The organism is Micromonospora phytophila (assembly GCF_023656545.1).
GTDB lineage: Bacteria > Actinomycetota > Actinomycetes > Mycobacteriales > Micromonosporaceae > Micromonospora > Micromonospora phytophila.
Window position 1 is genome coordinate 1 of the sequence record NZ_JAMOKF010000045.1, and the last position, 25,875, is coordinate 25,875.

Consider the following 25,875-nt stretch of genomic DNA (forward strand, 5'->3'; position numbering starts at 1 on the left):
CCGCCCGGCGTCAGGACGACCTTCCCCAGCGCCCGACGTCCCTCCAGGTCCGCGTGCGCGCCGGCCGCGTCGGCCAGCGGATAGGTCGACACCAGCGGACGCCACCACCCCTGGCCGGCCAGCTCCAGCGAGCGGGCGGCCAGCGCCGGGATGCCGCCGGGCAGGGCGCGCATCCGCTGCCCCAGCCAGCCGACGGTCAGGCCCCGACCGATGACGTCCTCGGTGTCGATCCGCGTCGCCGTGCCGGCCGACCAGCCGAACATCATGAACCGGCCGCCCGGCGCCAGCAGCTTCAGGGCGGCCCGGCCCACCGCGCCACCCACCCCGTCGTACACCAGGGTCAGGCCGCCGGCCTGCTCCCGCACCCGGTCGGCCCAGTCCGCGAGCCCGTAGTTCACCACCACGTCCGCGCCCAGCTCGCGCAGCCGCGCCGTCCGCTCCGCGCCGCGCGCCGCCGCCACCACCCGGGCGCCCGTCGACCGCGCCGCCTGGACGAGCAGCCAACCCACACCCCCGGCCGCCGAGGGCACGAAGACGACGTCGTCCGCCGTCGGCGGCTCCAGCTTGAAGACCCCGAGGGCGGTCCGGCCCGTGCCGACCGCGGCCACCGCCTCGGCACAGGTCAGCTTCTGCGGTACGACGAAGAGCGACTCCACCGCGGTCACCGCCTGCTCGGCGTACCCGCCCGGCACCATGCCCAGGTGCGCGACCACCCGCCGGCCCCGCCAGGCCTCGTCCACGCCCGTGCCGACCTGGTCGACGACGCCGGCGACCTCCCGGCCCGGGATCGTCGGCAGGTCGGGCAGCGGAAGCGGGCCGCCCGCCTCACCCCGACGCAGGGTGGTGTCGAGCAGGTGCACCCCGCTGGCCGACACGGCGATCCGGACCTGGCCGGGGCCGGGCGACAGGTCGGGCAGGTCGTCGAGCACCAGGTTCTCGGCGGGACCGAACTCGTGAAGCTGAATCGCACGCATGGACCCATCCGACAACCTGCACCAGGCTTCAGGTCAACCCTGGTAACACCCGGCCAGTCTGTGTCGGTGACCACGATCGCGGAGTTCGAGCGCGAGAGGCGGCCGGAGGCTCAGGCGAACACGAGCGGGAAGGCGACGACGACTGTCCAGGCCCAGACGGCGTACACGATCATGTAACGGGTCTGCCAGCGTTCCAGGCGGGCGAACGGCATGCGGCCACGCACGAAGCCGAGGAACAGCCATGCCGACCACGCCAGGTTGGTGAGCAGGATGAGGTTCTCGCCCAATGCCGCGGTCTTGTTGGGGCTGAAGCCCCATTCGGTGATCCGGCCGGTGATCGCCAGCAGCACCATGACGTCGATGATCAAGGCGCTGACGACGAGCGCGAGCTGCAACCGGTCGAACAGGCCGGACCGGGTCGCGAGATCACGGGCGGAGATGGCATACAACAGCAGGCCCAGCACGATGACGAGCAGCAGGTCGAAGAGGATGAGCACATCGCGCTCGACGTCGATGCCGTTGTTGGTCCAGATGACGGCGACCAGGAAGGCCAGCAGGGTGGCCGCGAAAAGCGGTGTGAAGACGCGGGTCAGCACCGGCGCCATGTTCTCGACGACGCTCTGCTTGGCCTCCACCAGCCATGCCGACACGATGACCGCGCCCATGGCGCCGCACGGCAGCAGCCACGATTCGAGGAATCCCTCGGCGTCGAGGCCGATGGCGTTGAAGGTGCCCACCGTGAAGGCCATGAGCACGCCGCCACCCAGCCCGATGAGGGCAAGGTAGATCAGCCACTCCCCCGTGAACCGGATGAAGTCCATGCGCCGCCGGTCTGAACGCCAGTCACCGCCCACGTAGGCGACGCCGACAACCAGCCACAGCGCGATCGGCAGGTGGATCGCCGTGAGCACGAAGGTCTGCGAGTCGTCGGCCAGGGGATACGCGTTCGCGGCGACCGCGCCGAGAACGAACAGCAACGCGAGCACCCCGATGACGCGAGGACCGACCCGGCGTTGCCAAGCGAAGTAGGCGGCCAGCGCCGGCAGCGCGAAGAGGCTGACGTTTCGCGCGTAGAAGCCGAAGTTGTCGTCTGACATGTCGAGCCCGAACCAACCCGGCACCTTGATCGCGAGCGCCGCCACGGTCGCACAAAGCACCATGACAGGCAGCTCGCGACGGGAACGGGCGGCGGCGGACCCGTCCGGCTCCCCGGGCAGCACGAGCTGCTTCCACAGCCGCTCGGAATGCTCGCGAGCGAACTCCCGCGACAGCTCGTCGAGGCTCCCCATGCGTTTGACAGCGATGAGGAAAGCCTCGTCCGCTCGCAGGCCCGCCTCGATCAGCTCGGTGATCCGGCTGCGAAGATGGTCTTCCAGCTCCTCGGCATCGGTGTGGTGCAGCTCCCGGCGGCGGCGCGTGTAGGCCCGCCACTCGGCGATCTGGCCCTCCAGGTCGTTGTCGCCGTCGACGGTCATCGACCGGCCTCCCATGCCAGTGTCGTGATCGGCCTGATGGACTGTGCCGTGCTCCAGACGCCCCGCAGGGCGTCGACGACCGCGGCCCACTGGCGGCGCTGCTCGGCGAGCTCGGCCCGGCCCTGGTCGGTGATGCGGTAGTACTTGCGGCGGCGTCCCCCGGGCGGGGTCTCCCAGGCCGAGTCGACGTGACCGAGCCGCTCCAGGCGGTGCAGCAGCGGGTAGAGCAGACCGTCGGTCCACTCCAGCTGCCCGCCCGACAGTTCGTTGACCTGCTTGAGGATCGCGTAGCCGTAGCTCTCGCCTTCGGCGAGGATCCCCAGCACGAGCGGCGTCGCCGAGGCCGCCACGAGGTCTTTGGTGATGTGCATGTGACCGCCTATACCTAGGACTGCAATGCATAGTAGTTCTAGGTATAGGGGTCGCACAATCCCGACGCCGGACATCGGCCGGACGTCAGTGCGCTGCCACATCCCCGCCGAGCCCTGCTTCGGCGAGGCCGCTGGACAGCCGGAGCGTGAAGAAGTCGGCGGTGGCCGGGAGAGTCAGCGACGACGGGATCGGGTGATGCGGCTCGTGAGTCAACCTGAAGGGTTACACCTTCCCTCGCCGCGCCAAGTGCTGGTTGTCACGCCGGCGGTCCGCCCCTGGTGTGCTGGTATCCGCTCTTGTCGATGAGTGGTAGTCGATCGGTTGACTATGCTCCTGTCATGAGCGAATCAGCCGCAAAGCCTGATCCGTCTGCTGCCGTCTCCGAGGTGGAGTCCCTGCTCTCAGTTCTTGAGCGCAACCGGCGGACCTTCGCCTGGAAGACGGCGGGGCTCGACGAGAAGGGCATGCGCGCGACCACGGCTGCCAGCTCGATGACACTCGGTGGTCTCGTCAAGCATGTGGCGTTGGTCGAGGCGGACTGGCTGGCGGTAAAGCTGGCGGGCCGCGAGTACGGAGCCCCCTGGGCCGCCGTGAATTTCGACGCCGACCCTGACTGGGAATGGCGTACCGGGGCGCTGGACTCTCCGGAAGACCTCTACGCGGTGTGGCGTGACGCGGTCGAGCGGTCGCGCGGGCTCGTAGCTGAGGTCATCAAGGAGCGCGGGCTCGACGGACCGGCGTCCTTCACCTGGCCGGACGGTCGCACACCCACTGTCCGCGCCATGCTCCTGGACATGATCGAGGAGTACGCACGACACACGGGCCACGCGGACATCCTTCGTGAGGCAGTGGACGGTCGCGTGGGTGAAGGCGCACCCAAAAACTTCACCCTCTAGCAGGTCCCTCGACTGCCGCTGATCGGCATCTTGGCGGGGGCCACCGCCAGCAGAGCTACCACGGATTTCGCCGCCGCTTCGTGCAGGCCGCAGCCGCCGCCGGCCCCGATGACGTGTCCCGGCACGTGGACACGGCCGGAAGTCGCGCGGCACTGACCTGGCTTGACCTGCGCCGCCATGCCGGCCGCCACGTCCAGGAGCTGACCGCCGTTATCCTCGGCTCCCGTGCCAACGGGCACGCCCGGCCGGACGGAACGTCAGCTTGGAATTGCCAAGGTTGGGGCTCTGCACGGCCCACAGGCTGGTCCTAGTGGTCCCGAATCGCCTCATCCAGCCCGGCCGGTCCCCCGCTTGTGGCCCACACATGGGCCCGGGCGGCCACTTCCCGCACCGGCTGATGCGCCGGGCGCGTCAGTCCTCATCTCGAAGCCGGGACCGCGCTTGCTCAACCAACTCCCGATGCTCGGACCGGACGGGCTCGACAAGCACCCGTTCGAGAAGGCAGGTGAGGTTCCACAACGCCCGCTGCTCGGCCTGGTCCTCGACCAGGTCGCCAAAGTCGTTGGTCAGCTCATCGGTGCGGGACAACCACTCGAACAGCACCAGTGCCTCGTCGTGGCTGAGTCTGACCACAACCTCGTCCTGATCCACAGCCCGCAGTGTAGGTACCGCCAGTTTGGAAGCACGAAGGTCACCGCCGCCAAGCACGTGGTGGGCCGGATCAGTGCATGGAACGCGTAACCGTTCGTGCCCAGGTGGCCGCCCGGCGCCACGGCTACCGGCCCGTGGATGGCCCATCCCTGCCCTCAATTCAGAGAGAAAAGAATTGATGGCCGGTTAGGCGGTGCTCTGCCCGGTCGGCTGCCCACCCCTATCTGGTCGGTACTGAATCTTGCCAAGGGCTTCGGTGGCCGACAGTATGAGCCCGATCCGACCAGAGTGAGGAAGCCTGGCCATGGAGACTGAGCCACCAGAGAACCGCGGCTTGGCTGCCCTCATCGTTGCCTCCGGCGCTACGGGGCTGGTACTGCTACTTACCAGCAACGGGAGCCCCTCCCTGATCCTCGCCTTGGTGGCCTTCGCCTGCCTTATCGTCTCCGTCGCTCTGCTTGGCCTGAGTTCGGTTCTGCGACAGCACGGACTTTGGCGCGCATGGTCTGACCGGCAGCGGTTGAACGACGAGATGGCTGACGAAGAAATCGTGAGCGGCTAAGGCTCCGCTGAGGGTCAGGGGTGCTTTCAGGGGTGCGACGTGCGGATCACCTCGCCGGGTCCAGGTCGTCGTCGCATTGGCTGAGCCGCTCGGCGAGTTCGCAGCGCAGGGTGTCGGCCAGCCAGCCCGCGTCGAGGTCGCTTACTTCTGGTTGCGATGCGCCATCGAGCACGACGACGGCGTTGCCGGTGGCAAAGACGCGATCTTCGCTGCGACGGTCGGGGCCGCGTCGTTCCGCGGTGCGGGTGCTGACTAGTCGTGAGTTCTAGGGGCGCACTGCGGTTCGCTCCTTGTCACCGTCTCAGCTTCGGGAGCGCCTGGCGACACTGCCAGTGGCGGGTGGTCGCGCTGGCATTGCTGTGCGCTTGCCGCATGGAAAAGACGAACGCGTCCGGCCCCTCGCACGGCTTCCGGCGCCGGTTCCTCGCCGCGGTGCGGTCCGCTGGGCTGGCCGACGTCACGCCCCACCGCCCGCCGTCGACGGCAGAAACGCTGAGGTTGCCCAGCACTTGGACGCGAGCAGGGCGAAGGTGGCGAAGCGATCGGGGCACGCAGCCGGCACGAAAGCCTCGAAAGGCGGAACAGTGATCGTTGATCAAGGCTCTGACCTGGTGCCCCCGGCAGGATTCGAACCTGCGACACACGGTTTAGGAAACCGATGCTCTATCCCCTGAGCTACGAGGGCGCGAGGGCCCAGCCTACCTGCCAGCGGGTGCCCAGGAGTACCGGGAGTACCCGCGTGTGCTCACGGGTGCCAGCCGCCCCGCTGCTCCGACCAGCGGAGCACACATGGAGCACACCGATGCCCGCCGGACCGACCCGTGCCAACCGCTGCCCGCCGTGACCGCGGCTGCCCATCGGTACCCACGACTCACCGAGCGACAAGCGCATTCCGAGCACAGCAGAGATCATCTGACACACCGCCAATCGGTGCTGGTTCAGCATCGGGTCGGTGCCCGGTCACCCTGCTACCAGCCGATACGGAGCATCGGACTACGGATCAGAACGTTTGGGGGTTCGAGCCCCTTCGGGCGCACAGCGATTGAGCAGGGAAAACGCCTCTCTGGCCATCGACGAAAGTCGACCGGAGGGGCGTTTTTCGTGCACCCGTGGGTGCATGCGACGCCGCTGACGCTGGTTGACCGCAACGGAGAGTCGCCAAGGGCAGCCTCGGGTTGACCGAGATCCCGTCGTCCAGATCCGCGACCCGATCCGACTGCCAGGGCACGGACCGCACATGACGCCTCCGAGCCGGAGGCGCTGTTCGAACGCATCTTCGGCGCAGCGCTGCTGCACCGGCACGCGCAGTCTTCGCCCCAACGCCCGATCCCGCCCGGCCGTGAGGCGGGACTAACCTAGGTCAACTTGGCAGTACGACGGGGTGGGGAACGATCGAGGCGGGCCGCCCCGCCCCACTGGAACCAGCAGACCGAAATCCTGCGGGCCGGAAACCTACTCACGAGAGGGCAGGAGTACCGGGCGAACGGCGGCAGGCATGCCTGAGCACCTACCCATCCGACCCATATGGCTGTGTCGAGTCTGCGCGCAGCCCTGGCCGTGCGGGGAAGCTCGATTGAGACTCTCTGCCGAGTACGTGAACGATCAAGTAGCGCTGAGCGTCTACCTGGCGTCAATGCTCGGCGAGGCCGCCGATGACCTGCGCAAGCTCAATCCCGAGCCTGGGCCAGATGAGATCCTCCTGTTCGGAAGGTTCCTCGGCTGGACGAGGCAGGGCAATAACTAAGGCCAGGCGGACAAATAAGCGGCACGTCATCCGCTACATGTGCCCGGTCGAACCCGCCCGCGCCTTGCGCACCCCTGCCTCTCGTCAGCGGTGCACACGACTCGACCTTTCCGACCCAGGCCAGCGCACCCGGCTCGTCGACGCCAGCTTGTGCCATGGCCACGCCGGCGTCTACCAGACGGCCTTCCGATTGGCGCGGGCGGCCCGCTCGACCCCGCTCGTGCTCACATAATCCGCATTCGGTTCTGCCCCTGTTCGAGCGCCTTGCGCGGATGATCGAAGCTTCCGGTCAGACGAGGCTGGACAGGATGAAGGCGATCAGGAAACCGATCGCCGCCGCGAGGGTCGAGGAGTGCTGGTAGTGCCGTGCCTCGGCCTCGGGGATGAGGTCCGTGATCGTCAGATACAGCATCCCGCCGCCGCCGGCGGCTACCGCCATGCCGAGCGGGATGTCCGGCAGAGAACGCAGCAGCAGCCAGCTGAGCACCGCCGAGACGAACAGCGAGGCCCCGATCGTCGCGGTCCACTTGACCGCCCGGCCACGCCCACCGCTCTCGGAGCGCTCGGCCGAGAGGGCTCCGATGCTCAGCCCTTCGGTGATGTTGTCCAGGGCGATCGATCCGGCGACGAATAGCGCCAGCTCTGGCTGGATCGCGGCGCTCACGCCGATCGATACGCCTTCGATGATCTCCTCGGCGGCGGTTCCCCCGGCCAACATGGTGACCTCGTCGCCTCGCGGAGGGCGCTTCTGGTGGAAGCGGCGAATCTGCCTCAGCTGGTCAGATGCAGGGCCGGCGGTCCGGCCCCGTTGCAGGGTCAGGTCGAAGACGAACATCAGCGCAATGCCGGTAAGGAACCCGGCCGAGGCGAACGTCAACGATGCCAGGCTTTCCGCGCGGGGAAGCATTTCGAAGGTGATCGTGCCGAGCAGCACTCCGGCCGCCAAACCAAGCGCAATGCTGCTCAGCAGCGTGCTCGGCTTGCGCCACCCCCCGATGAGCCCGCCGAGCACCGAGGAAACCGCCGCGACACCGGCCACGATGGCTGTCGGCCACACCTCCCCCACGGGCAACGCCTACCCCCACCTCGACGCACCAAACTCACAGCCCTCACCGCCTAGCGGCGGGGAGGTGTCGAACTGGAGATCGGACCGACCTCTCGTCTGGGCCGACTTCGCCTTGCTTGGGCCCGAGGGGCGTCGCAGCCGCACCGCCCACATGCGCCTGCGGGCGCGACAGACTGGTCGAGCAGGTCACACGCCCTGCGCCTGCTCCTAACGTGCCGCCATCAGAACCTCATCCTGGAGTCCGATCGGAACAAGAGGTGAGGAAAGGGGCAACCCCGCCTGAGTCTCGCCCCGTCGTTGACGGGCGCGGATCCCACACCGCCGGCACCCGGGGCGAGTGCGAGTCGGGAACTGTCCGCCGCACCGCCACCACCCGACGCCACCGCGGACACCTCAACCCCGCTTAAATTCGAAGAGCCGGGTTGGCCAGCCCGGCGAAGCATGTCTAGTCAGGACACATCACTACCTTGCCGAGGTCCTACCCGTCCCCCTCCTGATCTACGGTCATGTCTGCAAGACCTGCGCTGGCCGGGGGCTACTGGGGCGTTGCACATGTTCGGAGGATGCTGTATTCCGTTCTCACTTCATGGACTGGGTGGCCTGCTGGCTCAGGCGGTCAAGGCGTAGTTCGGCGACACCGCGAAAGGCGTTGCTCAGCACGTGGGCCAGGGGCCCCTGGTGCTGGAATTCGTGGGTGACCATGGTGCCCCCTCCGTCTGGCCGGAGCAGCCAGGTACCGGTTTCCAGGAACCCTGGAACCCGCCAGGTCATGTCGATGTGTTGTTCGTAGATGCGTATGTATTCCCAGGTCCCGCTGAGCCCGCCGCGTACCTTAATGGCGTACCGGACGCCGGTGGAAGCTTCGGCGGGCCCATCGATGAATCGAATTGCCGGGTTCCAATCGGGCAGCGCCTGCGCATTGAGCAGCAGCAGACGGACCTGTGAAGGCGGCACGTCTACCAATCTCGTCGCTCGCTCATTGGTCATGGCCTCTGGCTCCGTTTCTCTTGCTTGTGCGGGTGTCGGCGCTCACATAATTCCGCGGGACGCCCTTTTCATTGCTCAAGGCCTGGTGTGGTCAGCGGCGAGCAGGCTGGAGGCCGCGCCCGGATCGTGGGCGGCCAGAACCGCCAGGCCGGGATTCCGCAGGCGGAGTTCGTTGACCATCTGTGTCGTGTCGGCTAGCTTGCGCTTCTCACCGACGCCCGGCACCTGGCCACGCTCCAGCAGAGCCGAGTCATAGGTTAGGTCGCCGACCATGAGCAGCGGTGTCCGGCCGGGCCTGCGGACCAGCATCGACAGCGACCCGGGAGTGTGGCCGGGGGTGGGCAGCAGCACCATGCTGCCGTCACCGAACAGGTCATGGCCGGTGGTGAAGGGGGCCAGGGCTGGGTCGGCAAGGGGCTCGGGGGCGATGTGGCGCCAGCGCAGTCCGGGCAGGTCGATGTGGGAGGTCAGCAGGCCGCGCAGTTCCGGTTGCGGCTCGCCGAGGGTGTCCCACTCGCGTTGGCTGACCACGATCTGGGCGCCGGTCAGCTCCCGCAAGCCGCCGATGTGGTCTTGGTGCAGGTGGGAGATGACCGCAGTGCGGACATCGCCGATGTCGTAGCCGATGGCCGCCAGCTGGGCGGTGAGGGTCTGCTCGGGGCCGATATCGAAACGGGCTAGCCTGCCGTACATCACTCCGGTGATACCGCCGGGGAAGTAGTCGGGGTCGGTCACCGACGCTCGGTCCTGTCCGGTGTCGAACAGCACCAGCCCGTCGCGGTGCTCGATCATGTAGACGTTGATGGGCAGCGGCGGGGTCCAGCGACGTGAGGTGAACAACCACCAGTACATCGGCTTGCGGGTGGCGGACACGTGCTCGGGGTGGATCGACACCGATCCGGTGCTGACCATCGATACCTGCTTTATGCTTGCTTCGTTCGTCACGTTCATGTCCTTTAGTCGAATTCATATGCGGAATGTCGACGCTGGTATACACCGGTCTGGACGGGCACCTGGGGGACGGATCAAGAGCCGGTGAGCCGCTGACCGAGCGGGAGCTGACCTGCTCCGCTACCGCCAGCGCAGGACGGTGTCCGGCCGAACGCATAACCGCCGCCGCCGTGGGGCCCGTGGGGCGTTGAAGCCAGTAGTGCCGTCAGGAGGGGCCCGATCCAATCGCATCCGGGCCTTGGCCTCGCCGAGGTGAATGGCGGGGAATGGTCGCGATCAACCTGCTCGGTCTGATGCGGACCATCCACGCCGTCGGCGGACTACAGGTCCGCCTGAGCGAAGTAGGTCTAGCTTGTTTCGAGAAGGGTTTTGAGGTCAGCCAGAAGGCGTGGCCAGCCGTTGGTGACGGCCTGCAGTACGGCGCTGCCGGGTTCGAAGTCGTCGTGGGTCACGGTCAGTTTGACGGTCTGGCCGAGGTCATCGATGTCGAAGGCACCTTGGAGCGGCGCTCGGCGGAGAAGCGGGCCAGGAGTTCGTCGCTGAATCCGCATGCCAGACCGGGCGCCAGTGGTCGGCAGGAACGCGTCAGCGAGTCGCGCGAGGAGGGCATTTCACCGCGGAAGCCTTCCCGCGTCCGCGGCGCACGGATGGAGCGTACGAGATGGGCGATCAGCGAGTCGGCGGCCGACCGCGACAGATCGGTGTGCTACCGCAGCCGCTCGGTCAAGAAGTCCTCCCAGGTTCGCTTGCCCACCGCCGCCTCGAGAGTCAGGTTCTCGCCAGCCCGGTATGCGCGGCCGGCCTTTCCGGGCATCCGGACCGGCATCATCAACCGGCGCTTGCCGCGCGCCCGCAGGTACCCGCGGATCAGCTCGGCCATCCCGTACACCTTGGGCCCGGCCAGGTCAGGCACCAGGCCGGCCGGCTTGTCGAGCGTGATCTCCACGAGCCGGGCTGCCACGTCGCGCGCGTCGACCGGCTGGAACCGCATTCCGCCCGGGACCGGGATGACCGGCAGCTTCGCCATCGCCTGCACGGTCTTCAGGGTAAGTTCGTGGAATTGAGCGGCACGCAGCGTCGTCCACGGCAGGCCGGAGCCGGCTACGGCCCGCTCGGCGGCCAACTTGGAGTTGAACCAGCTCAGCGGGATCCGATCCGCGCCGATGACGGAGATGTAGATCAGGTGCCGCACCCGCGCTCGGGACGCGGCACGCACCAGGTTCGCGGTCGCCTCGGCATCGCCCTTGGGGGCGCCCGCCAGGTGCAGGATGATCTCGGCCCCGTCGACTGCGGACTCGATCCCCTCGCCCTTGAGCAAATCGCCGCTCACGTACTCGGCGCCGGTGCGGGATGTGCTGCCGCGCCGACTGAGGACCCGCACCTCACAGCCGGCATCCCGCAGGAGCGGCAGGACCAGGCGCCCGAGCGTGCCGGTCCCGCCGGTGAGCAGAATTGATGACGTCATAGCTTCTCCAGATTCGTCGAATCCGGGAGGCGATCTCCCGGCCGGGGTCGGACTCGACCGAGCGTCGGACAGGCACTGTTCTCCACGCCCGCAAAACGTAACGTAACGTTTGATGGAAGTATTAACGCAGCCGGCAGCCACGGTGTCAAGAACGAAACGTCACGTTCCCCGTGGTAGTGTCTCCTCGTGACTGGAAAGGCCAGCGGTGGCGCGCGATCGCGCGCGGTGATTCTTCAGGCGGCCCTTGATCTGTGCGCGGAACGGTCCTACGCCGCCGTGACCATGGAGGCGATCGCCGCCCGCGCGAAGGTCGGCAAGCCGACGCTCTATCGCTGGTGGCCGTCGAAGGGCGCGTTGTACCTGGATGCGCTGACCGAACGGGTGGGCGAGCCGTACTTCCTCATCCCCGACACCGGCGACCTCGCGGCGGACCTGCGCACCTGGATCCATGGCGTTACCAAGGTCTTCACCGACGACGCGCTTCGCGAGCTCCTCGCCGGGGTGGTCGGATCAGCCCAGCATGACCCCGAACTCGCCACCATCCTCCATCAACAGGTCCACATCCCCCTCTCGGGACGCAACCGCGAACGGATCCGCGCGGCGCAAGAGAGCGGACAAGTGGTCGGCCTCGACCCCTACCTGCTCGAAGACATGCTCATCGCACCGCTGTGGTACCGGCTCCTGATCACCGGCCAGCCGATCACCCCGCAGTACGCCGACACAGTCGTGAACGCCGTCCTCAACTCGACCCCCACGCCAACCGGCAACACCTGAGCTGTATGAGGCGTCTGCGTCGCCAACCCAGCCTGCACCCAGCTCAGACCGTCGCGAAGCAACGGCGGCCCGGGCATGGTGTTCAGCGGCGCTGGCCGGGCGATCGCCACCATCACCTTCGATTTCGACGCCGACGACCGCATCACCACCATCCACAACGTCGCCAACCCCGACAAACTCCAAACCCTCGCCGACGGCACCGCTCACGACATCAGCACGAACGGACCGGTATGCGGGATCCATCCTCGGCCGGCAGCCCGGCGCTGTTGCTGGGATCGACGGACACGTTGAACCGGGCGTCGGGTCCGAGGTCAGATCGCCAGGGCGAGGTCGGCGAACGCCCCAGACACCCGCGTTGCCGGCGGGACGTCGACAGCGAGTTCGTAGTGTCCACGGCGCAGGTTCTGCCTGGCTTCACTGCTCAAGCCGGGCTGGTCGCCCACCCGGTCGGCGAGTGCCGAGGAGGTCAACACCAGGTCGACGGCCGAGTCCTCGGCGATGTATGCGACTCGGTCGGCTGGGGACTCGGGGTCGATCGGCACGAAAGCCGCCCCGCCTTTCCCACGCCGAGCAACGCCACGTACGTGTCGACCGAACGCTGCAGCAGGATGGCCACCCCGGGCGCCGCTCGCGACGCCGAGGGCACGCAGGTGATGGGCCAGCCGGCTCGCGCGCTCGTCCAGCTCTCGGTAGGTCAGCCGCTCGTTGCCGCACTCGAACGCGATGGCAGATGGATCCCGGTCGCAGGCGGATTCGAACATGTGGTGCAGGCGCTGCGTTCTCGTGACGGCGCAGTCGCCGGGGCCGCCCACCGGATCGACGGCTGGCGGGCCGATGATGACGCGCCCTTCCGTCTCCGGACGCTCCAGTCGCAGGGGTGATGTGGACGCACTGACGTACCCGACCTGCTCCACGGAAACGCGAACCTCCTGCGCCGACCACGCTCGAATGACCTGCACCATGCGGTGACCATCGTGAGGACCCCTGGTCGGTCACGAGGTGACACTGACAGACCCGGCGAAGCGAAGATCGCGCCGCATATGCCTTAAAAGGACCGCGCATGCCGTATCACCGGCAAGGCTTCACGAAGCTAGCAAAGGCCCCTTCCCGGCATGACCCGAAACGCCAAGATGCGACCTAAATCTGCTGATTGAGACCACAGTCAGATGACTGACACCGCAGTCAGGTGAGTGACCCCGCAGTCAGGCAGCAACCAGCGCGCCGCACCGTCGTTGCCTGAAAGGGCAGATCCCGGCGAAGGAGCCACCACGGCAGCCGGATCTTGCTGAACACACACGCGGGTCTGGACGGCCATGGTCGGCCCCGGAGGAGGCAGCTCGGATGGAATGCGGCGCGGTCACGCCACGGACCGGACGGTGCGTGGGCGCTCTGGGGCGTGCGCCGTTCGCATCACCTGCGGAAGGCCGGGTGGTCGACGACCGCTGGCGTCGATCGTGGTGAGGATGCAGCTCGCCGTCTCGCTGGGCGGGCTCGGGCTCGCGCTGGTTGTCCTGCTCGGCCACTTGGCGGCGGAGCGGGCCCGGCACCGGCGACAGTTGGCGCGGATACCGACCCGGATCGTGGTGAACGGCATTCGGGGCAAGTCGTCGGTGACTCGGCTGACCGCCGGCGCGCTGCGCGAGGATCCTCGGCGCGTCGTCGTGGCCAAGACGACCGGCACGGCGGCGAGATTCATCTACCCGGGCGGGCGGGAGATGCCGATCCGGCGGCGCCGGGGTGCCGTCAACGTGATTGAGCAGGTCGGCGTGGTGCAGCGGGCAGTACACGCGGGAGCCGACACTCTCGTCGTCGAGTGCATGGCGGTCCAGCCGGAACTGCAGCAGGTCAATCAGGAGCAGCTGATCGACGCCCGCATCGTGGTGATCACCAACGTGCGGGAGGACCACCTCGAGGAGATGGGCCCCACCCTCGACGACGTCGCACGGTCGCTGAGCCGGTCGATGCCGAGCCGGGGAGTGGTGATCACCGCCGAACGGGACCGGCTGCACATCCTGCGAGAGGAGGCCGCCCGCCGCAGGTGCAGGCTGATCGCGGTCAACCCGGCTACGGTCAGCGACGCTGAGATGGCTCCGTTCCCGTGGATCACGTTCAAAGAGAACGTCGCGGTCGCCCTGGCGGTCGCGCGGCTGTGCGGCGTCGACCGGGCGACGGCCCTGGCCGGCATGTACTGCGCCCGCCCCGACCCTGGCGTGCTGCGCGTCGACGCGTGCGCGCACCAGGGACGCCGGTTCACCGCAGTCAACCTGTTCGCCGCCAATGACCCGGCCTCGACGCTGATGAACGTCGACCTGCTGCGCCAGCGACGGCTGATCGGACAGCGCGTGGCGGTGGTGATCAACTGCCGTCCGGACCGAGTCGAACGCAACGGCCAGATGGGTGCCATCATCCCGCAGCTCAATCCGCACCGGATATTCCTGATCGGCTCGCCGACGCGCAGCGCGCTGCATCAGGTGCCGCACGGGTGGCGCGACCGGGTTGTCGATCTTGAGGGGGGGCACCGAACCGGCACGCACCTTCGCGACGCGGTCGTCGAGGCGATCGCCCCCGGCGACACCGGAACCTCCCTGATCATGATCGGCAACATTCACGGCCCCGGCGAGGAACTGCTCACGGCGTTGCAACAGGTCACCGTGGCCGCCACCGCCGCGTCCCCGGTCGACGAGCTGAGCGCCACGCTCGAAGCCCTCTACCGGGCCGACACCGCCGTCCTGCCTGGAGCGCACCGCGCGGTCATGCCCGCCGGTCGCCGGGGTCCCGTACACCGTTGACAAAACAGGAGTCACCAGTCATGGCACCATTCGACCTGTCCTCCGAGCTCAGCGCCGTCATCGTCGCCGCCGGGCTGCTGTTCGGACTCGTCGGATACCTGATCACCAATGTGGCGCCGGCCGGCCTGATGGTGCCCGGTTGCGTGGTGTTGGCCGCCCTCGAAGACCTCGCGAGCCTCATCACCATCACCAGCGTCACGATCGTGACCGTCGGGCTGATGAAGGTGCTGCAGCGCATCACGATCCTGTACGGCAAGCGCCTCTTCGCGGTGACGATGCTGGTCTCGTCGTCGCTGTCGCTCGGCGCGTTCCTGGCACTGCACCTGCGCTACCCGTTCCTGTTCGGCGGCGACACGCTGTCCTTCCTGGTGCCCGGGCTGATGAGCTTCCAGCTCGTACGGCCACGTGCCTTGCAGACTCTCGCCGCCACCGCCTTGGTCACCTGCGGTACCGGCGCGGTGGCCCTTGCGGTGATCTCCCTATGAAGCTGGTCCGTAGCGGGTTGGTAGCCATGGCCGGTGTGGCAGCCGCCGTCGTCGTCGCCTGCGCAGCGGTCAACTCGGCAGGATCCACCCCGGACGATCCGGACCTGACACCGCACGCCACCGGGCCCGGCGCCCGTCCGGCCGGCAACCCTGCGGCCGAGCGCCTGGCCCAGGAGTACGAGCTGGTCGATCTCGCCGACCCGGCCCGCACCCAGGTCCGCCGGCGGGTCGACCAGACCGTGGTGGCGACCCTGACGGTCGGCGCGCGAACGACCGTCTTCACCGGCCCGCCCCGCCGGTTCGAGGAGCCGTCAACCACCACCGCCGTGGTCGAATCGACGGCGTACGTGCGTATCGCCCCACAGGCGTGGCAGCCCGGTCCGCAGATCCCGGAGGCCCTGGCCCGCTGGCTGATCACCCAGCTTGACGACGGCGACCCGGTGGACGTGCTCGCGGCCGCGATGCAGTACCTGCACGACGCACCCGACCTCCGCGACGATCATGGAGTGCGGTACGCCAGCGACGCCGGCTTCGGGTACGTGCACAGCCGCGACGAACGCGACGGCGCCGACTTCTACGACTACCTAGAGATCCCCTGGACCTTTCCGGACGCCGGCACGGTCAGACCGTCGGCCCGGTGGGACCGCGACCTGGACTGCTCCGGCTACATCAGGCTGGTCTACGGCTACCGGTTCGGCCTTCCGCTGCTCAACCAGACCGCCAGCACAACCGTCGACGGCCTGCCGCGGACCGCGGCGAGCATGGCGGCACACGCCCGCTCGGTGGTGATCGCCGCCGGCCGCAATCCCAGCCGCCCACCAGCCGACCTGTCCGCCCTGCAACCCGGCGACCTTGTCTTCTTCGCCCTGCACGACGATCCGGCACTGATCACGCACTCCGGTATCTACATCGGCGACGACGCCGACAAAGGTATGCGGTTCGTGTCGTCTCGCGGCACCGCCGACGGGCCCACCTTCGGGGACGTGCGCGGCGATGGCGTCGTCGACTCCGGCTACTTCGGTGAGCGGCTGCGCCGCGTCATCCGCCTGTAGGAAGGGAGCCGCTGTGCGCAAATTCCCAGTACACGCGGTGCTCGCCATCGCGCTGGTCGTCGCCCCGGCGGGCGTGTGGACGCTGCGCGGTGACGTCATTCGCGATCGCTTGTCTCCGCAGCCCGCGGAGGCCACCGCGCGACCTGCGGCGGCCGGACCGCGCCATGTCAGCATCCTCGGGTCCGGGGACATCCTGGTGCATCCGCCGACCTGGCGGCAGGCACGGGCGAACGCCGAGGCGGCCGGCCGCGCCGGCTACGACTTCGACCCGATGTTCGCCTCGATCCGTCCGGCCGTCGAATCGGCGGACCTGTCCATCTGTCACATGGAGGCCCCCATGGGGCCCGGCGAGCCCAAGGATTTTCCGCGCTTCAACGCGCCCACCGACCTGGCCGCCGCGGTCAAGACCGCCGGTTATGACACCTGCTCGACCGCCAGCAATCACGCCCTCGATCAAGGAGAGCAGGGCGTGTACGACAACCTCGACGCGCTCGACGCGGCCGGTCTGCGCCACACCGGAACCTTCCGCAGCGCGGCCGGAGCCAGAACCCCGACGATCTACCACGTCAACGGCGTCAAGATCGGTCACCTGTCCTGGGCCATGCACTTCAACGGCCTGGAACCGCCAGCCGGGAAGGCGTGGCTGGCCAACCGGATCGACGTCGCCGCGATCCGCGCCGCCGCCGCCACCACCCGCAGGGCCGGCGCACAGATCATCGTGCTCTCGGCGCACTGGGGCACCGAAAAGGTTCACACACCCGACGGCGAGCAACTGTTCTGGGCCAGACAGCTCATCGCCGACCCGAACATCGACCTGATCATCGGCCACCACAGTCACGTCGTACAGCCCTTCGAACGGGTCGGCGACAAATGGATCGCCTACGGCGTCGGCAACACCCTCGCCCGCCACGACTTCCCCAACGACGCCAACCGCGAGGGCGTACTCGCCAGGTTCACCTTCACGGAACAGCCCAACCGGCGGTGGATCGTCACCCGCGCCGAAGCCATCCCGATCTGGCTCTCCCTCAGGCCGACCATCCGCGTCCTCGACCTGGCCCGCACCCTCGAGCGGATGCCCGCCATCGACCGCCGCCGGAGCATCTACACTGCGGCCCAAGATCGGATCACGGGCTACCTCAACAGCCGCGGCGCGACCGCCGCCGGGCTGCAGGTGACGCATTGACAGGGCACCTGCCGGTCCGGCCTTCCTGCAGCGGCCGACCGGTGGCCGGGGAGAGCCAGACGTCCTGGGGATGGCGGATTGCGGCGCGAACGACGAGGAGATAGCGGCTGCGGGCAGTGGTCGTCCGGCGCGACACTCGACGCCAGGATGACGCCGCATCACACCCGCGAAGCGGGTCGCGGTGGTGGCTGCGGCGACGGGCGGCAGCCGGCAGGAAGAGGAAGGGCCCGCAGTCGGTCGCCCTGGGGACACGGGCAGAGCAGCGACGCCGCTGCGGAGCGTGCCGGGCGGGAACGGCGGCACGTGGTCTTCGCTCACGGGGCTGGGCTAAGCTGGGACGGCAAGGCGCAGATGGGGACGAGTACCGCCGCATGCAGCCAGGAGCGACTCGGGGACGGTGGAAGCCCGAGGGTGTTGCGCGACGGGAAGATCACCCCGGAGCCGTCGGAGGAAAGGCCGCGAGGCCGAGTAGAACCGACCGCACCTGAAATGAGAGGGCCGTACGCGGCCAAGGAGGGTGGTACCGCGGGGCACACCGCCTCGTCCCTCCGCCGGAGCGTCAGCACATGCATCCGACGGAGGAGCGATGTACCGCAGCGTACCGACTCAGGTCGATCTGCCCGGGCTCGAACATGAGGTCCTGCACTTCTGGCACGCCAACAGCATCTTCGCCCGCAGCCTGGAGGCGTCCCGCGGCCGCCCCGAGTGGGTGTTCTACGAGGGCCCGCCCACCGCCAACGGCATGCCCGGCGCCCACCACATCGAGGCCCGGGTCTTCAAGGACGTCTTCCCGCGCTACAAGACCATGAAGGGCTTCCACGTCGCCCGGAAGGCGGGCTGGGACTGCCACGGTCTGCCGGTGGAACTCGCCGTCGAGCGGGAACTGGGCTTCTCCGGCAAGCAGGACATCGAGAAGTTCGGCATCGCCGAGTTCAACGCGCGCTGCCGGGAATCGGTGACCCGGCACACCGACGCGTTCGCCCAGCTCACGGAGCGGATGGGCTACTGGGTCGACATGGACGACGCCTACCGGACCATGGACCCGGAGTACATCGAGTCCGTGTGGTGGTCGTTGAAGCAGATCTTCGACAAGGGCCTCCTCGTCGAGGACTTCCGGGTCGCGCCGTGGTGTCCCCGGGACGAGACCGGCCTTTCCGACCACGAGCTCGCCCAGGGCTACGAGACGGTCGTCGACCCGTCGGTGTTCGTCCGCTTCCCGCTCACCTCCGGCCCGCTGTCCGGGCGCGCGTCGCTGCTGGTCTGGACCACCACGCCGTGGACCCTGCCGTCCAACGTCGCGGTGGCGGTGCACCCCGACGTGCGGTACGTCGTGGCCACCGACGGCAACGAGCAGCTCGTCGTCGCCGAGCCCCTGATGGCGCAGGCGCTCGGTGACGGCTGGGACCTCACCGGGGAGTCGTTCAAGGGCGCGGAACTCGAACGGTGGAGCTACCGGGCGCCGTTCGACCTGCTCGACATCGCCGACGCGCACATCGTGATCCTCGCGTCGTTCGTCACCACGGACAGCGGCACCGGCCTGGTCCACCAGGCGCCGGCCTTCGGCGCGGACGACCTTGCCAGCTGCCGGGCGTACGGCCTGCCGATGGTGAACCCGGTGCAGCCCAACGGTCGGTTCGAGCCGCAGCTGCCCCTCGTCGGCGGCCTCTTCTTCAAGGAGGCGGACCGGCCGCTCGTCGACGACCTCACCGCCCGCGGCCTGCTCTTCCGCCACATCCCCTACGAGCACAGCTACCCGCACTGCTGGCGCTGCCACACCGCGCTGATCTACTACGCGCAGCCCTCCTGGTACGTCCGCACCACCGCGGTGCGCGACGCCCTGCTGCGCGAGAACGAGCGCACCACCTGGCATCCCGCCACGGTGAAGTACGGCCGGTACGGCGACTGGCTGAACAACAACGTCGACTGGGCGCTGTCCCGGCGGCGCTACTGGGGCACCCCGCTGCCGATCTGGCGGTGCGAGAACGAGCACGTGACCTGCGTCGGCTCGCTGACCGAGCTCAGCGAGCTGACCGGATCCGACGTGACCGGCCTCGACCCGCACCGCCCGTTCATCGACGAGGTGACGTTCGCCTGTCACTGCGGGGCGGTGGCCCGGCGGGTGCCGGAGGTCATCGACGCCTGGTACGACTCGGGCGCCATGCCCTTCGCGCAGTTCGGCTACCCGTACCGCAACGCCGACCTCTTCGCCGAGCGCTACCCGGCCCAGTTCATCTCCGAGGCCATCGACCAGACGCGCGGATGGTTCTACACGCTGATGGCGGTCGGCACGCTGGTGTTCGACCGGTCGCCGTACGAGAACGTCGTCTGCCTCGGCCACATCCTGGCCGAGGACGGCCGGAAGATGTCCAAGCACCTGGGCAACATCCTGGAGCCGATCCCGCTGCTCGACCAGCACGGCGCGGACGCGGTGCGCTGGTTCATGGCCGCCGTCGGCTCACCCTGGTCGGCGCGGCGGGTCGGGCACACCGCGCTCCAGGAGGTGGTTCGCAAAATCCTGCTGACGTACTGGAACACGGTCGCCTTCCAGACCCTGTACGGCCGGACCGCTGGCTGGTCCCCCTCGGCCGCGGACCCGGCGCCCGCGGAGCGCAGCGTCCTCGACAGGTGGCTGCTGTCGGAACTGAACACGCTGGTACAGCAGGTCGACGCCGCGATGGCCGGCTTCGACACGCACCAGGCGGGCCGGCTGCTGGCGACGTTCATCGAGGATCTGTCGAACTGGTACGTCCGGCGCAGCCGGCGGCGGTTCTGGCGGGGGGATCCGGCGGCGCTGGCCACCCTGCACGAGGCGCTGCGCACCGTCACCCTGCTGCTCGCACCGCTCACGCCGTTCATCACCGAGCGGGTGTGGCAGGACATGGTCGTGCTGGTCACCCCGGGCGCCGCGCAGTCGGTGCACCTGGCCGAGTACCCGGTCGCCGACGAGTCGCTGATCGACCCGGCCCTGTCCCGCCAGATGGCGCTCGCCCGCCGCCTGGTCGACCTGGGCCGCGCGGCCCGGGCTGACTCCGGGATGAAGGTCCGCCAGCCGCTGTCCCGGACGCTCGCCTCGGCCACCGGCTTCGAGGAGCTCGGCGCCGACCTGCTGGCGGAAATCGCGTCCGAGCTGAACGTCGGGTCGGTCACCGCGGTGGGTGGCGCGAGCGGTTCGCTGGTGGACACCACCGCGAAGGCCAACTTCCGTACGCTGGGCAAGCGGTTCGGTAAGGCCGTCCAGCAGGTGGCCGCGGCGATCGCGGCGGCCGACGCCGCCGCCCTGAAGGTCTCCTTGCAGGAATCCGGGTCGGCGACGGTCATGGTGGGCGGCGAGCCGGTGACGCTCGGCCCCGACGAGGTGGTCGTCGTCGAGACGCCCCGCGAAGGCTGGGCGGTCGCCAGCGACGCCGGCGCCACGGTGGCGCTGGACCTGCACCTCACGCCCGAGCTGCGTCGGGCGGGGGTGGCGCGCGACGCGATCCGGCAGATCCAGGAGGCGCGCAAGTCCAGCGGGCTCGAGGTGACCGACCGGATCGTGCTGCGGTACCGGGCGAGCCGGGAGGAGACGGCGCTGGCCCTGGCCGAGCACCGTGACCTGGTCGCCGAGGAGGTGCTCGCGGAGGACTGCGCCGACGGGGACCCGTCGTGGCCCGACGCCGAGCCGTTCTCCGACGCCGCGCTCGGCCTGACGTTCTGGCTGCGTAAGGCCTGACGAACCGGCGCCCCGGGCCACCGCGGCCCGGGGCGCCTCCACAGCCGAGGTCATGTCGGCACCCCCGGCCGGCCGGGGCGCTCCGCCACCCGGTCGACGAGCGTCTGCGCGACGTCGCGCAGCTTGCGGTGTTCTTCACCGGTTGGGCGGGGCCCAGTCACCGTTCCCGGGGGAATCCGGTAGGAGGTGGTGCAGTCCGGTCAGCCGCAGTACGCCGTGGGCGGGGCTCCGCGGGGTGGCGGTGACGCGCAGGTCGCTGACCGTCCGGCTGACCTCGTGCAGGATCTGGACGCCGGTGCTGCTCAGGTGGGTGACAGCGGTGAGGTCGACGGTGAGCGGCAGGCTGCCGCCGCGGCTGGTCCCCAGGATCGCGGTGCGGAACTGAGGGCCGGTGGCCAGATCCACCGGGCCGTGCACGCGAAGTGCCGGGCCGGTCGGGGTCTCGACGACGGCGACCGTGAACTCGTCAACCACGGTGGCCTGCTTGTGGGGGCCGGCGGCCTGGGCGGCGCCGGCGGTGGTGACGTTGGTGGGCCGGCCGACGTGGTGGTGCATGCTGACGGTGGTGCCGGCTTCGGTGTGCCGGACCTCCACCCGGTCGACGAGTCCGTGCAGCATCGTCAGTCCGCGACCGCGCCCGCCCGGGTCGCGGACCGGTGGACGCCACCGTCCCTGGTCGGTGCAGGTGAGGTGCACGACGCCCTGGTCGTCCAGGGTGGCGTGAATGGTGAACGTCGCCGACGTGCCGCTCGGGTAGGCGTGGTCGATGACGTTGGTGGCGGCCTCGCCGGCGGCGTGGAGGAGGTCGCTGGTGTCCTGGTCGCCGGCACCGATGCGGCCGAGCCAGTCGCGCATCCGCTGACGCATGGGGCGCAGCGCCGTCGCGTCGGCGGGGAGCGTGAGGTGCAGGGGCGCCACGGGCTCCGGCATGAGGTGGGCGGCCAGGAGCGTGGTGTCGTCGCCGAAGCCGCCCTCGGCCAGGGCCAGCCGTTCCGTGACCAGGGTGCAGATCCGATCGGGCAGCCGGTCGGGGAGCGTCGTGTCCTCGTCGAGGGTTCCCCGCCGAGCCGCCGACGCGGCGGCGGCCAGGGCTCGCGCGCTGTCGTGCAGGCTCTGCCGTGGTCGTTCGATCAGGCCGTCGGTGTAGAGCAGCAGCAGGTCGCCGCCGGCCAGCCGGCAGGTGTGCACGGGGGCGGGACCGGCTCCCGTGCCGAGCGGCCCGGAGGGCGTCAGCGGCAGGTAGCGGTCGTTGCCGGTGGCGTCGAGCAGCAGCGGCGCCGGGTGCCCGTGACTCGCCACGTCGAGTGCGCCCGTGGCGGGGTCGAGCACGGCGAGGCAGGTGGTGGCCGCCCGGGTCGCGGTGGTGTGGGCCGCGAAGGCGTCGAGGACGTTCAGCACGTCTGGCAGGCTGCCGCCGGACTGCAACGCCTGCCGGGCGACGGTGCGGAGCTGACCCATCGCCGCAGCGGCCGTGGCACCGTGTCCGACGACGTCGCCGACGGTCAGGGCGAGCCGCCCGTCGGGCAGCGGAACGGCGTCGAACCAGTCCCCGCCGGCGACGAGGTCGCTGCCCGCGACGAGGTAGTGGGCGGCGACCTGGACACGGGGCAGCACGGGCAGCGCGTCGGGCAGGAGGCTGCGTTGCAGCTCCAGGACCAGACCGGCGGCCTGGCGGTAGCGGCGTTCGGCGGTGGCGGCGGCGGCTTCGGCGGCCTGCCGGGCGGCGACCACGGGCGTGGCGTCGACGGCCTGGACGATAACCCCGCGTACGGAGCCGTCGGGGTTGCGCCAGGGCGCCATGTCGAAGGTGTAGAACGCCTCCGTCAGTCGGCCGTCGCCGTCGCGGTCGGTCAGGACGCGCTGCTCGTAGCCGTGCGAACGGACACCCTGCAGGGCCTGGTCGAGGAGTTCGAAGATGTGCTGACCCGCCAGTTCGGGCACGGCCTGCTTGAAGGGTTCACCGATCAGCCCGCTGCGGTCGCCCACGGCGGCCCGCACGGCCGGGTTCGCCGCCACCACCCGCAGCTCGGGGCCCTCGAAGATCCACACGAAGCCGGGCAACTGCTCGAAGCCGTCGATCACCGCCTGCGGGTCGCCGGAAGACCAGCGTGACTGCGGATCCACCACTGACGGTTACCCCTCACCGGACGTGCCTTGCAGCACCTTGTCATGCCCAGCCTGCTCCCGCCTAATCCGTTCACGTCCGGCTCGCCAGGAGCCGGCGGAACGGCCGGACCGGGCATGCCGGGTGCCGCCGCCCTGGCCGCCGCGCGAGGTCGCGGTCGCTCCCCCGGTCCACGGAGCTTGGCGTGCCCGGAGACCGGGTAGAACGGGTCCATGGGACAACTGACCGCCTCGCCGCCCCCGCCGCAGGCCACCGAGATGCGACGGTGGGCGCTCTCGGACGCGGCGGACCTGCGGGGTCTCCGTGCGTCCCTGCACCGGGAACTGACCGGCAACGTGCTCGGCGAGGGTGAGTCCCTGGCGGAGGTCCCCGAAAGCGTCGCGCTCATCGCCACCGAACTCGCCACGAACGCCCTGCGCCACGGGATCCCGCCGACCGTCGTGCGGCTGCTCGCCACCGACGACTGCCTCATCCTCGAGGTCGCCGACCACGACGTGGAATCCCTGCCGGAGCTCGCGGACAGCCGCCCGGTGGGTGACGGCGGCCGTGGTCTGCAGATCGCCCGGGCCCTCTCCCTCGGCGTCGGTTGGTACGCCACCGACAGCACCAAGAACGTCTGGGCCTCGTTTCCCCGCGGCTGACCCCGGCAGCGGACGGGATCAGCGGCCGGGAGCGGACGGCTGATGGCACCCCCGGCCGGCGGGGCGGTCGGGCCGACAGCCCTCCCTGAGGGGCGACCTACACTTGCGGCGTGAGGCGTCCAGCGTGATCGACAGGGGGCGGCCGGCTCGGCCGCACGGCCACGTCTGCTGGTCGTACGACGATCCGGAGTCCTTCCAGCCGGAGGCGGCGCGGTACCTGGCCGCGGGCCTCGCCGCCGGTGAACGGGTCTGGTACGTGACACCCCGGCCGCCGGAGTCGGTGGCCGAGGAGCTGCGCGACGTCGCCGGGTTCGCCGACGCGCTGCGTCGGGGCGCCGCCGAGGTGATCACCCTCGGCGGGACCTACTCGTGTGGCGCGGTGGTCGACCCGGGGGCGCAGGTCGCCGCCTACGCGGCCGCGACCGAGGCGGCGCTGGCCGCCGGCTACACCGGGCTGCGCGTCGCCGCGGAGGCCACCGACCTGGTCCGCACTCCCGAGCAGCTGGACGCCTTCGCCCGCTACGAGCACCGCATCGACCGCTACATGCGTACCCGGCCGTTCTCCGCGATGTGCGCCTACCACCGGCCGGAGCTGGGTGACCGGACGGTCGCCGAGCTGGCCTGCATGCATCCGGAGAGCAACGTCGAGGACGGTTTGTTCCGGTTGTACGCCACCGCCCCGGACGACGGCCACGCCGCGCTCGTCGGCGAACTCGACATGACCAACCACGAGCTGTTCCGCACCGCCCTGGACCGCGCCGACCTGCACCCCTCCAACGGCGAGCTGGTGCTGCGCGCCACCGACCTGCGCTTCGTCGACCACCGTGCCCTGGCGCACCTGCACGAGTACGCCCGCCGCCGCGGCGCGACCGCCGTGCTGCGGACGTCCCACTCCGCCGCGGCCCGCCTGGCCGCCCTGCTGGACCTGCCGGGTATCCGGGTGGAGGTGTCGCGGTGAGGACGGGCGCCGCCGCCCACCACGACGGCTACTACCACGAGGCGGTCCGCTACGACTCCGACGAGGAGCTGCTCGCCGTGGCGGTGCCCTTCCTGCTCGGCGGCGTCGAGGCCGGTGAGCCGACCTTCGTGGCCCTCGGCGAGCGCACCGGCGAGCTGGTCCGGGCGGCCCTGCCGGCTCGGTCGGGGGTCGAGTTCCTCCCCGGCGGCGACGTCTACGCCCGACCGGCCGCCGCCATCCGCTCCTTCCGCCAGCTCCTCGCCGACCAGGTCGCCGCCGGCGCCGGACAGATCCGCATCATCGGCGAGGTGCCCCCGGTCTCACTCGGACCGACGTGGGACTGGTGGGCCCGGTACGAGTCGGCGATCAACCACGCCTACGACGACTTCCCGCTCTGGGGCATCTGCGCGTACGACACCCGGTGCACCGCGGCGGAGGTGCTGGCCGACGTGGCCCGGACCCACCCCCGGTTCGCCACCCCCGACGGCGGGCACGTGCCCAGCCCGACCTGGACCCCGCCGACGACGTACCTGCGCCAGAGCCGGCCCGTCCTGCCCGACCCCCTCCAGGAAGCGCCACCGGAGGTGCAGGTGACCGCCCCGACGGCGGCCGAGGCCCGTACCGCCGTCTACCGGGCCGACCGGGGGCAACTGCCCGCCGACGACGTGGAGGATCTCGTCGTCGCGGTCAGCGAGACCGTCACCAACGCGCTGCGCCACGGCCGGCCCCCCGTGCGGCTCCGCGTCTGGGCCGGCATCGACCGCATCGTCGTCACCGTCAGCGACGGCGGCGACGGGCCGGCGGACCCGTTCGCGGGGCTGCTCCCCGCCTCCCACGGCGCCCCCGGCGGCCTGGGGCTCTGGATCACCTACCAGTCCTGCGACCACGTCACGGGGTACCGGGGCGAGGACGGGTTCACCCTCCGGCTCACCGCCGGGAACCCGCACGCCCCCCGCTGACCGCGCCCACCCGTCGCGCCGGTGCACGCGGCCGGCGCCGCCCGGGCTCGCCGGGCC

Annotated in this window: 22 protein-coding genes and 1 tRNA gene; 11 read left to right on the plus strand and 12 right to left on the minus strand. The window is 69.8% G+C overall.

Annotation, left to right across the window (positions count from 1 at the left end):
• The 3 genes from NCC78_RS09090 to NCC78_RS09100 form a co-directional block, all read right to left on the minus strand.
• Nucleotides 1-974 (minus strand): zinc-binding dehydrogenase (locus NCC78_RS09090; protein WP_250793383.1); only part of this gene is annotated, 974 nt, incomplete at its 3' end.
• Between the two features lie 110 nt (nt 975-1,084).
• Nucleotides 1,085-2,449 carry a permease prefix domain 1-containing protein gene (locus NCC78_RS09095; protein WP_250793385.1) on the minus strand — a complete coding sequence of 455 codons (1,365 nt, stop codon included), beginning with the start codon at nt 2,447-2,449 and terminating at the stop codon, nt 1,085-1,087.
• Nucleotides 2,446-2,820 carry a PadR family transcriptional regulator gene (locus NCC78_RS09100; protein ID WP_250793387.1) on the minus strand — a complete coding sequence of 125 codons (375 nt, stop codon included), beginning with the start codon at nt 2,818-2,820 and terminating at the stop codon, nt 2,446-2,448. Before NCC78_RS09100 ends, NCC78_RS09095 begins: the two co-directional genes overlap by 4 nt.
• Nucleotides 2,821-3,159: 339 nt before the next feature.
• Here NCC78_RS09100 and NCC78_RS09105 point away from each other — a divergent pair, with 339 nt between their 5' ends.
• Nucleotides 3,160-3,717: a DinB family protein gene (locus NCC78_RS09105; RefSeq protein WP_250793389.1), complete on the plus strand. Its 558-nt coding sequence runs from the start codon at nt 3,160-3,162 to the stop codon at nt 3,715-3,717.
• Between the two features lie 411 nt (nt 3,718-4,128).
• Here the strand turns inward: NCC78_RS09105 and NCC78_RS09110 are convergent, their stop codons facing one another.
• From NCC78_RS09110 to NCC78_RS09140, 7 genes are all read right to left on the minus strand, one after another.
• A complete protein-coding gene (locus NCC78_RS09110) occupies nt 4,129-4,368 on the minus strand; it encodes a hypothetical protein (protein WP_250793391.1) in 240 nt (79 codons plus the stop codon).
• Nucleotides 4,369-4,976: 608 nt separating this feature from the next.
• Complete coding sequence (locus NCC78_RS32000) at nt 4,977-5,102, minus strand: hypothetical protein (protein ID WP_284706271.1); 126 nt, start codon at nt 5,100-5,102, stop codon at nt 4,977-4,979.
• A 437-nt stretch (nt 5,103-5,539) separates the two neighbouring features.
• A tRNA-Arg gene (locus NCC78_RS09115) sits at nt 5,540-5,615 on the minus strand.
• A 1,348-nt stretch (nt 5,616-6,963) separates the two neighbouring features.
• A complete protein-coding gene (locus NCC78_RS09125) occupies nt 6,964-7,740 on the minus strand; it encodes a ZIP family metal transporter (protein ID WP_250793394.1) in 777 nt (258 codons plus the stop codon).
• Between the two features lie 579 nt (nt 7,741-8,319).
• Complete coding sequence (locus tag NCC78_RS09130) at nt 8,320-8,727, minus strand: SRPBCC family protein (RefSeq protein WP_250793396.1); 408 nt, start codon at nt 8,725-8,727, stop codon at nt 8,320-8,322.
• A gap of 75 nt (nt 8,728-8,802) precedes the next feature.
• Nucleotides 8,803-9,678, minus strand: a complete 876-nt coding sequence (locus tag NCC78_RS09135) for an N-acyl homoserine lactonase family protein (RefSeq protein WP_250793397.1) — start codon at nt 9,676-9,678, stop codon at nt 8,803-8,805.
• A gap of 706 nt (nt 9,679-10,384) precedes the next feature.
• The gene (locus tag NCC78_RS09140) at nt 10,385-11,143 is read right to left on the minus strand and encodes an SDR family oxidoreductase (RefSeq protein ID WP_250793399.1); all 759 of its coding nucleotides are present in this window, start codon (nt 11,141-11,143) and stop codon (nt 10,385-10,387) included.
• A 186-nt stretch (nt 11,144-11,329) separates the two neighbouring features.
• On the opposite strand from NCC78_RS09140, the gene NCC78_RS09145 reads away from it, so the two are divergent.
• Nucleotides 11,330-11,917: a TetR/AcrR family transcriptional regulator gene (locus NCC78_RS09145; RefSeq protein WP_250793400.1), complete on the plus strand. Its 588-nt coding sequence runs from the start codon at nt 11,330-11,332 to the stop codon at nt 11,915-11,917.
• A gap of 75 nt (nt 11,918-11,992) precedes the next feature.
• A complete protein-coding gene (locus NCC78_RS09150; protein WP_250793402.1) occupies nt 11,993-12,208 on the plus strand; it encodes a hypothetical protein in 216 nt (71 codons plus the stop codon).
• Between the two features lie 20 nt (nt 12,209-12,228).
• On the opposite strand, the gene NCC78_RS09155 is transcribed toward NCC78_RS09150, so the two are convergent.
• Complete coding sequence (locus NCC78_RS09155; protein ID WP_250793404.1) at nt 12,229-12,831, minus strand: AMP-binding protein; 603 nt, start codon at nt 12,829-12,831, stop codon at nt 12,229-12,231.
• Nucleotides 12,832-13,380: 549 nt separating this feature from the next.
• Between NCC78_RS09155 and pgsB the strand changes: the two genes are divergently transcribed.
• The 5 genes from pgsB (at nt 13,381) to ileS (ending at nt 21,135) form a co-directional block, all read left to right on the plus strand.
• Nucleotides 13,381-14,706, plus strand: a complete 1,326-nt coding sequence (gene pgsB / locus NCC78_RS09160) for a poly-gamma-glutamate synthase PgsB (protein ID WP_250793406.1) — start codon at nt 13,381-13,383, stop codon at nt 14,704-14,706.
• 20 nt (nt 14,707-14,726) lie between these two features.
• Nucleotides 14,727-15,191, plus strand: a complete 465-nt coding sequence (locus tag NCC78_RS09165) for a poly-gamma-glutamate biosynthesis protein PgsC/CapC (protein WP_250793408.1) — start codon at nt 14,727-14,729, stop codon at nt 15,189-15,191.
• Nucleotides 15,192-15,217: 26 nt separating this feature from the next.
• Nucleotides 15,218-16,243 carry an NlpC/P60 family protein gene (locus tag NCC78_RS09170; RefSeq protein ID WP_250793409.1) on the plus strand — a complete coding sequence of 342 codons (1,026 nt, stop codon included), beginning with the start codon at nt 15,218-15,220 and terminating at the stop codon, nt 16,241-16,243.
• On the plus strand, nt 16,212-17,426 hold the full coding sequence (locus tag NCC78_RS09175) for a CapA family protein (protein WP_250793411.1): 1,215 nt from the start codon (nt 16,212-16,214) through the stop codon (nt 17,424-17,426). The genes NCC78_RS09170 and NCC78_RS09175 overlap by 32 nt, the downstream gene beginning before the upstream one ends.
• A gap of 586 nt (nt 17,427-18,012) precedes the next feature.
• Nucleotides 18,013-21,135 (plus strand): isoleucine--tRNA ligase, encoded by a 3,123-nt coding sequence (gene ileS, locus NCC78_RS09180; protein ID WP_250793413.1) that lies wholly within the window; start codon nt 18,013-18,015, stop codon nt 21,133-21,135.
• A 135-nt stretch (nt 21,136-21,270) separates the two neighbouring features.
• Here ileS and NCC78_RS09185 read toward each other — a convergent pair whose 3' ends face one another.
• Nucleotides 21,271-23,259, minus strand: coding sequence for a SpoIIE family protein phosphatase (locus NCC78_RS09185; RefSeq protein ID WP_250793415.1), 1,989 nt, complete (start codon nt 23,257-23,259; stop codon nt 21,271-21,273).
• 213 nt (nt 23,260-23,472) lie between these two features.
• On the opposite strand from NCC78_RS09185, the gene NCC78_RS09190 reads away from it, so the two are divergent.
• The 3 genes from NCC78_RS09190 to NCC78_RS09200 all read left to right on the plus strand — a co-directional run bounded on the left by NCC78_RS09190 (nt 23,473) and on the right by NCC78_RS09200 (nt 25,818).
• Complete coding sequence (locus NCC78_RS09190; protein ID WP_250793416.1) at nt 23,473-23,901, plus strand: ATP-binding protein; 429 nt, start codon at nt 23,473-23,475, stop codon at nt 23,899-23,901.
• A 124-nt stretch (nt 23,902-24,025) separates the two neighbouring features.
• Nucleotides 24,026-24,859, plus strand: a complete 834-nt coding sequence (locus NCC78_RS09195; RefSeq protein WP_250793417.1) for an MEDS and STAS domain-containing protein — start codon at nt 24,026-24,028, stop codon at nt 24,857-24,859.
• Nucleotides 24,856-25,818 (plus strand): anti-sigma factor RsbA family regulatory protein, encoded by a 963-nt coding sequence (locus NCC78_RS09200; RefSeq protein ID WP_250793418.1) that lies wholly within the window; start codon nt 24,856-24,858, stop codon nt 25,816-25,818. The genes NCC78_RS09195 and NCC78_RS09200 overlap by 4 nt, the downstream gene beginning before the upstream one ends.
• The last annotated feature ends 57 nt before the right edge of the window (nt 25,819-25,875 follow it).

Bases quoted from the DNA above. Each gene is read 5' to 3' on its own strand.
- NCC78_RS09170 (WP_250793409.1), top strand. From the start codon at position 15,218: ATGGCCGGTGTGGCAGCCGCCGTCGTCGTCGCCTGCGCAGCGGTCAAC.
- NCC78_RS09165 (WP_250793408.1), top strand. From the start codon at position 14,727: ATGGCACCATTCGACCTGTCCTCCGAGCTCAGCGCCGTCATCGTCGCC.
- NCC78_RS09105 (WP_250793389.1), top strand. From the start codon at position 3,160: ATGAGCGAATCAGCCGCAAAGCCTGATCCGTCTGCTGCCGTCTCCGAG.
- NCC78_RS09095 (WP_250793385.1), bottom strand. From the start codon at position 2,449: ATGACCGTCGACGGCGACAACGACCTGGAGGGCCAGATCGCCGAGTGG.
- NCC78_RS09190 (WP_250793416.1), top strand. From the start codon at position 23,473: ATGGGACAACTGACCGCCTCGCCGCCCCCGCCGCAGGCCACCGAGATG.
- NCC78_RS09135 (WP_250793397.1), bottom strand. From the start codon at position 9,678: ATGAACGTGACGAACGAAGCAAGCATAAAGCAGGTATCGATGGTCAGC.
- NCC78_RS09100 (WP_250793387.1), bottom strand. From the start codon at position 2,820: ATGCACATCACCAAAGACCTCGTGGCGGCCTCGGCGACGCCGCTCGTG.
- NCC78_RS09150 (WP_250793402.1), top strand. From the start codon at position 11,993: ATGGTGTTCAGCGGCGCTGGCCGGGCGATCGCCACCATCACCTTCGAT.
- pgsB (WP_250793406.1), top strand. From the start codon at position 13,381: ATGCAGCTCGCCGTCTCGCTGGGCGGGCTCGGGCTCGCGCTGGTTGTC.
- NCC78_RS09130 (WP_250793396.1), bottom strand. From the start codon at position 8,727: ATGACCAATGAGCGAGCGACGAGATTGGTAGACGTGCCGCCTTCACAG.
- ileS (WP_250793413.1), top strand. From the start codon at position 18,013: ATGTACCGCAGCGTACCGACTCAGGTCGATCTGCCCGGGCTCGAACAT.
- NCC78_RS09140 (WP_250793399.1), bottom strand. From the start codon at position 11,143: ATGACGTCATCAATTCTGCTCACCGGCGGGACCGGCACGCTCGGGCGC.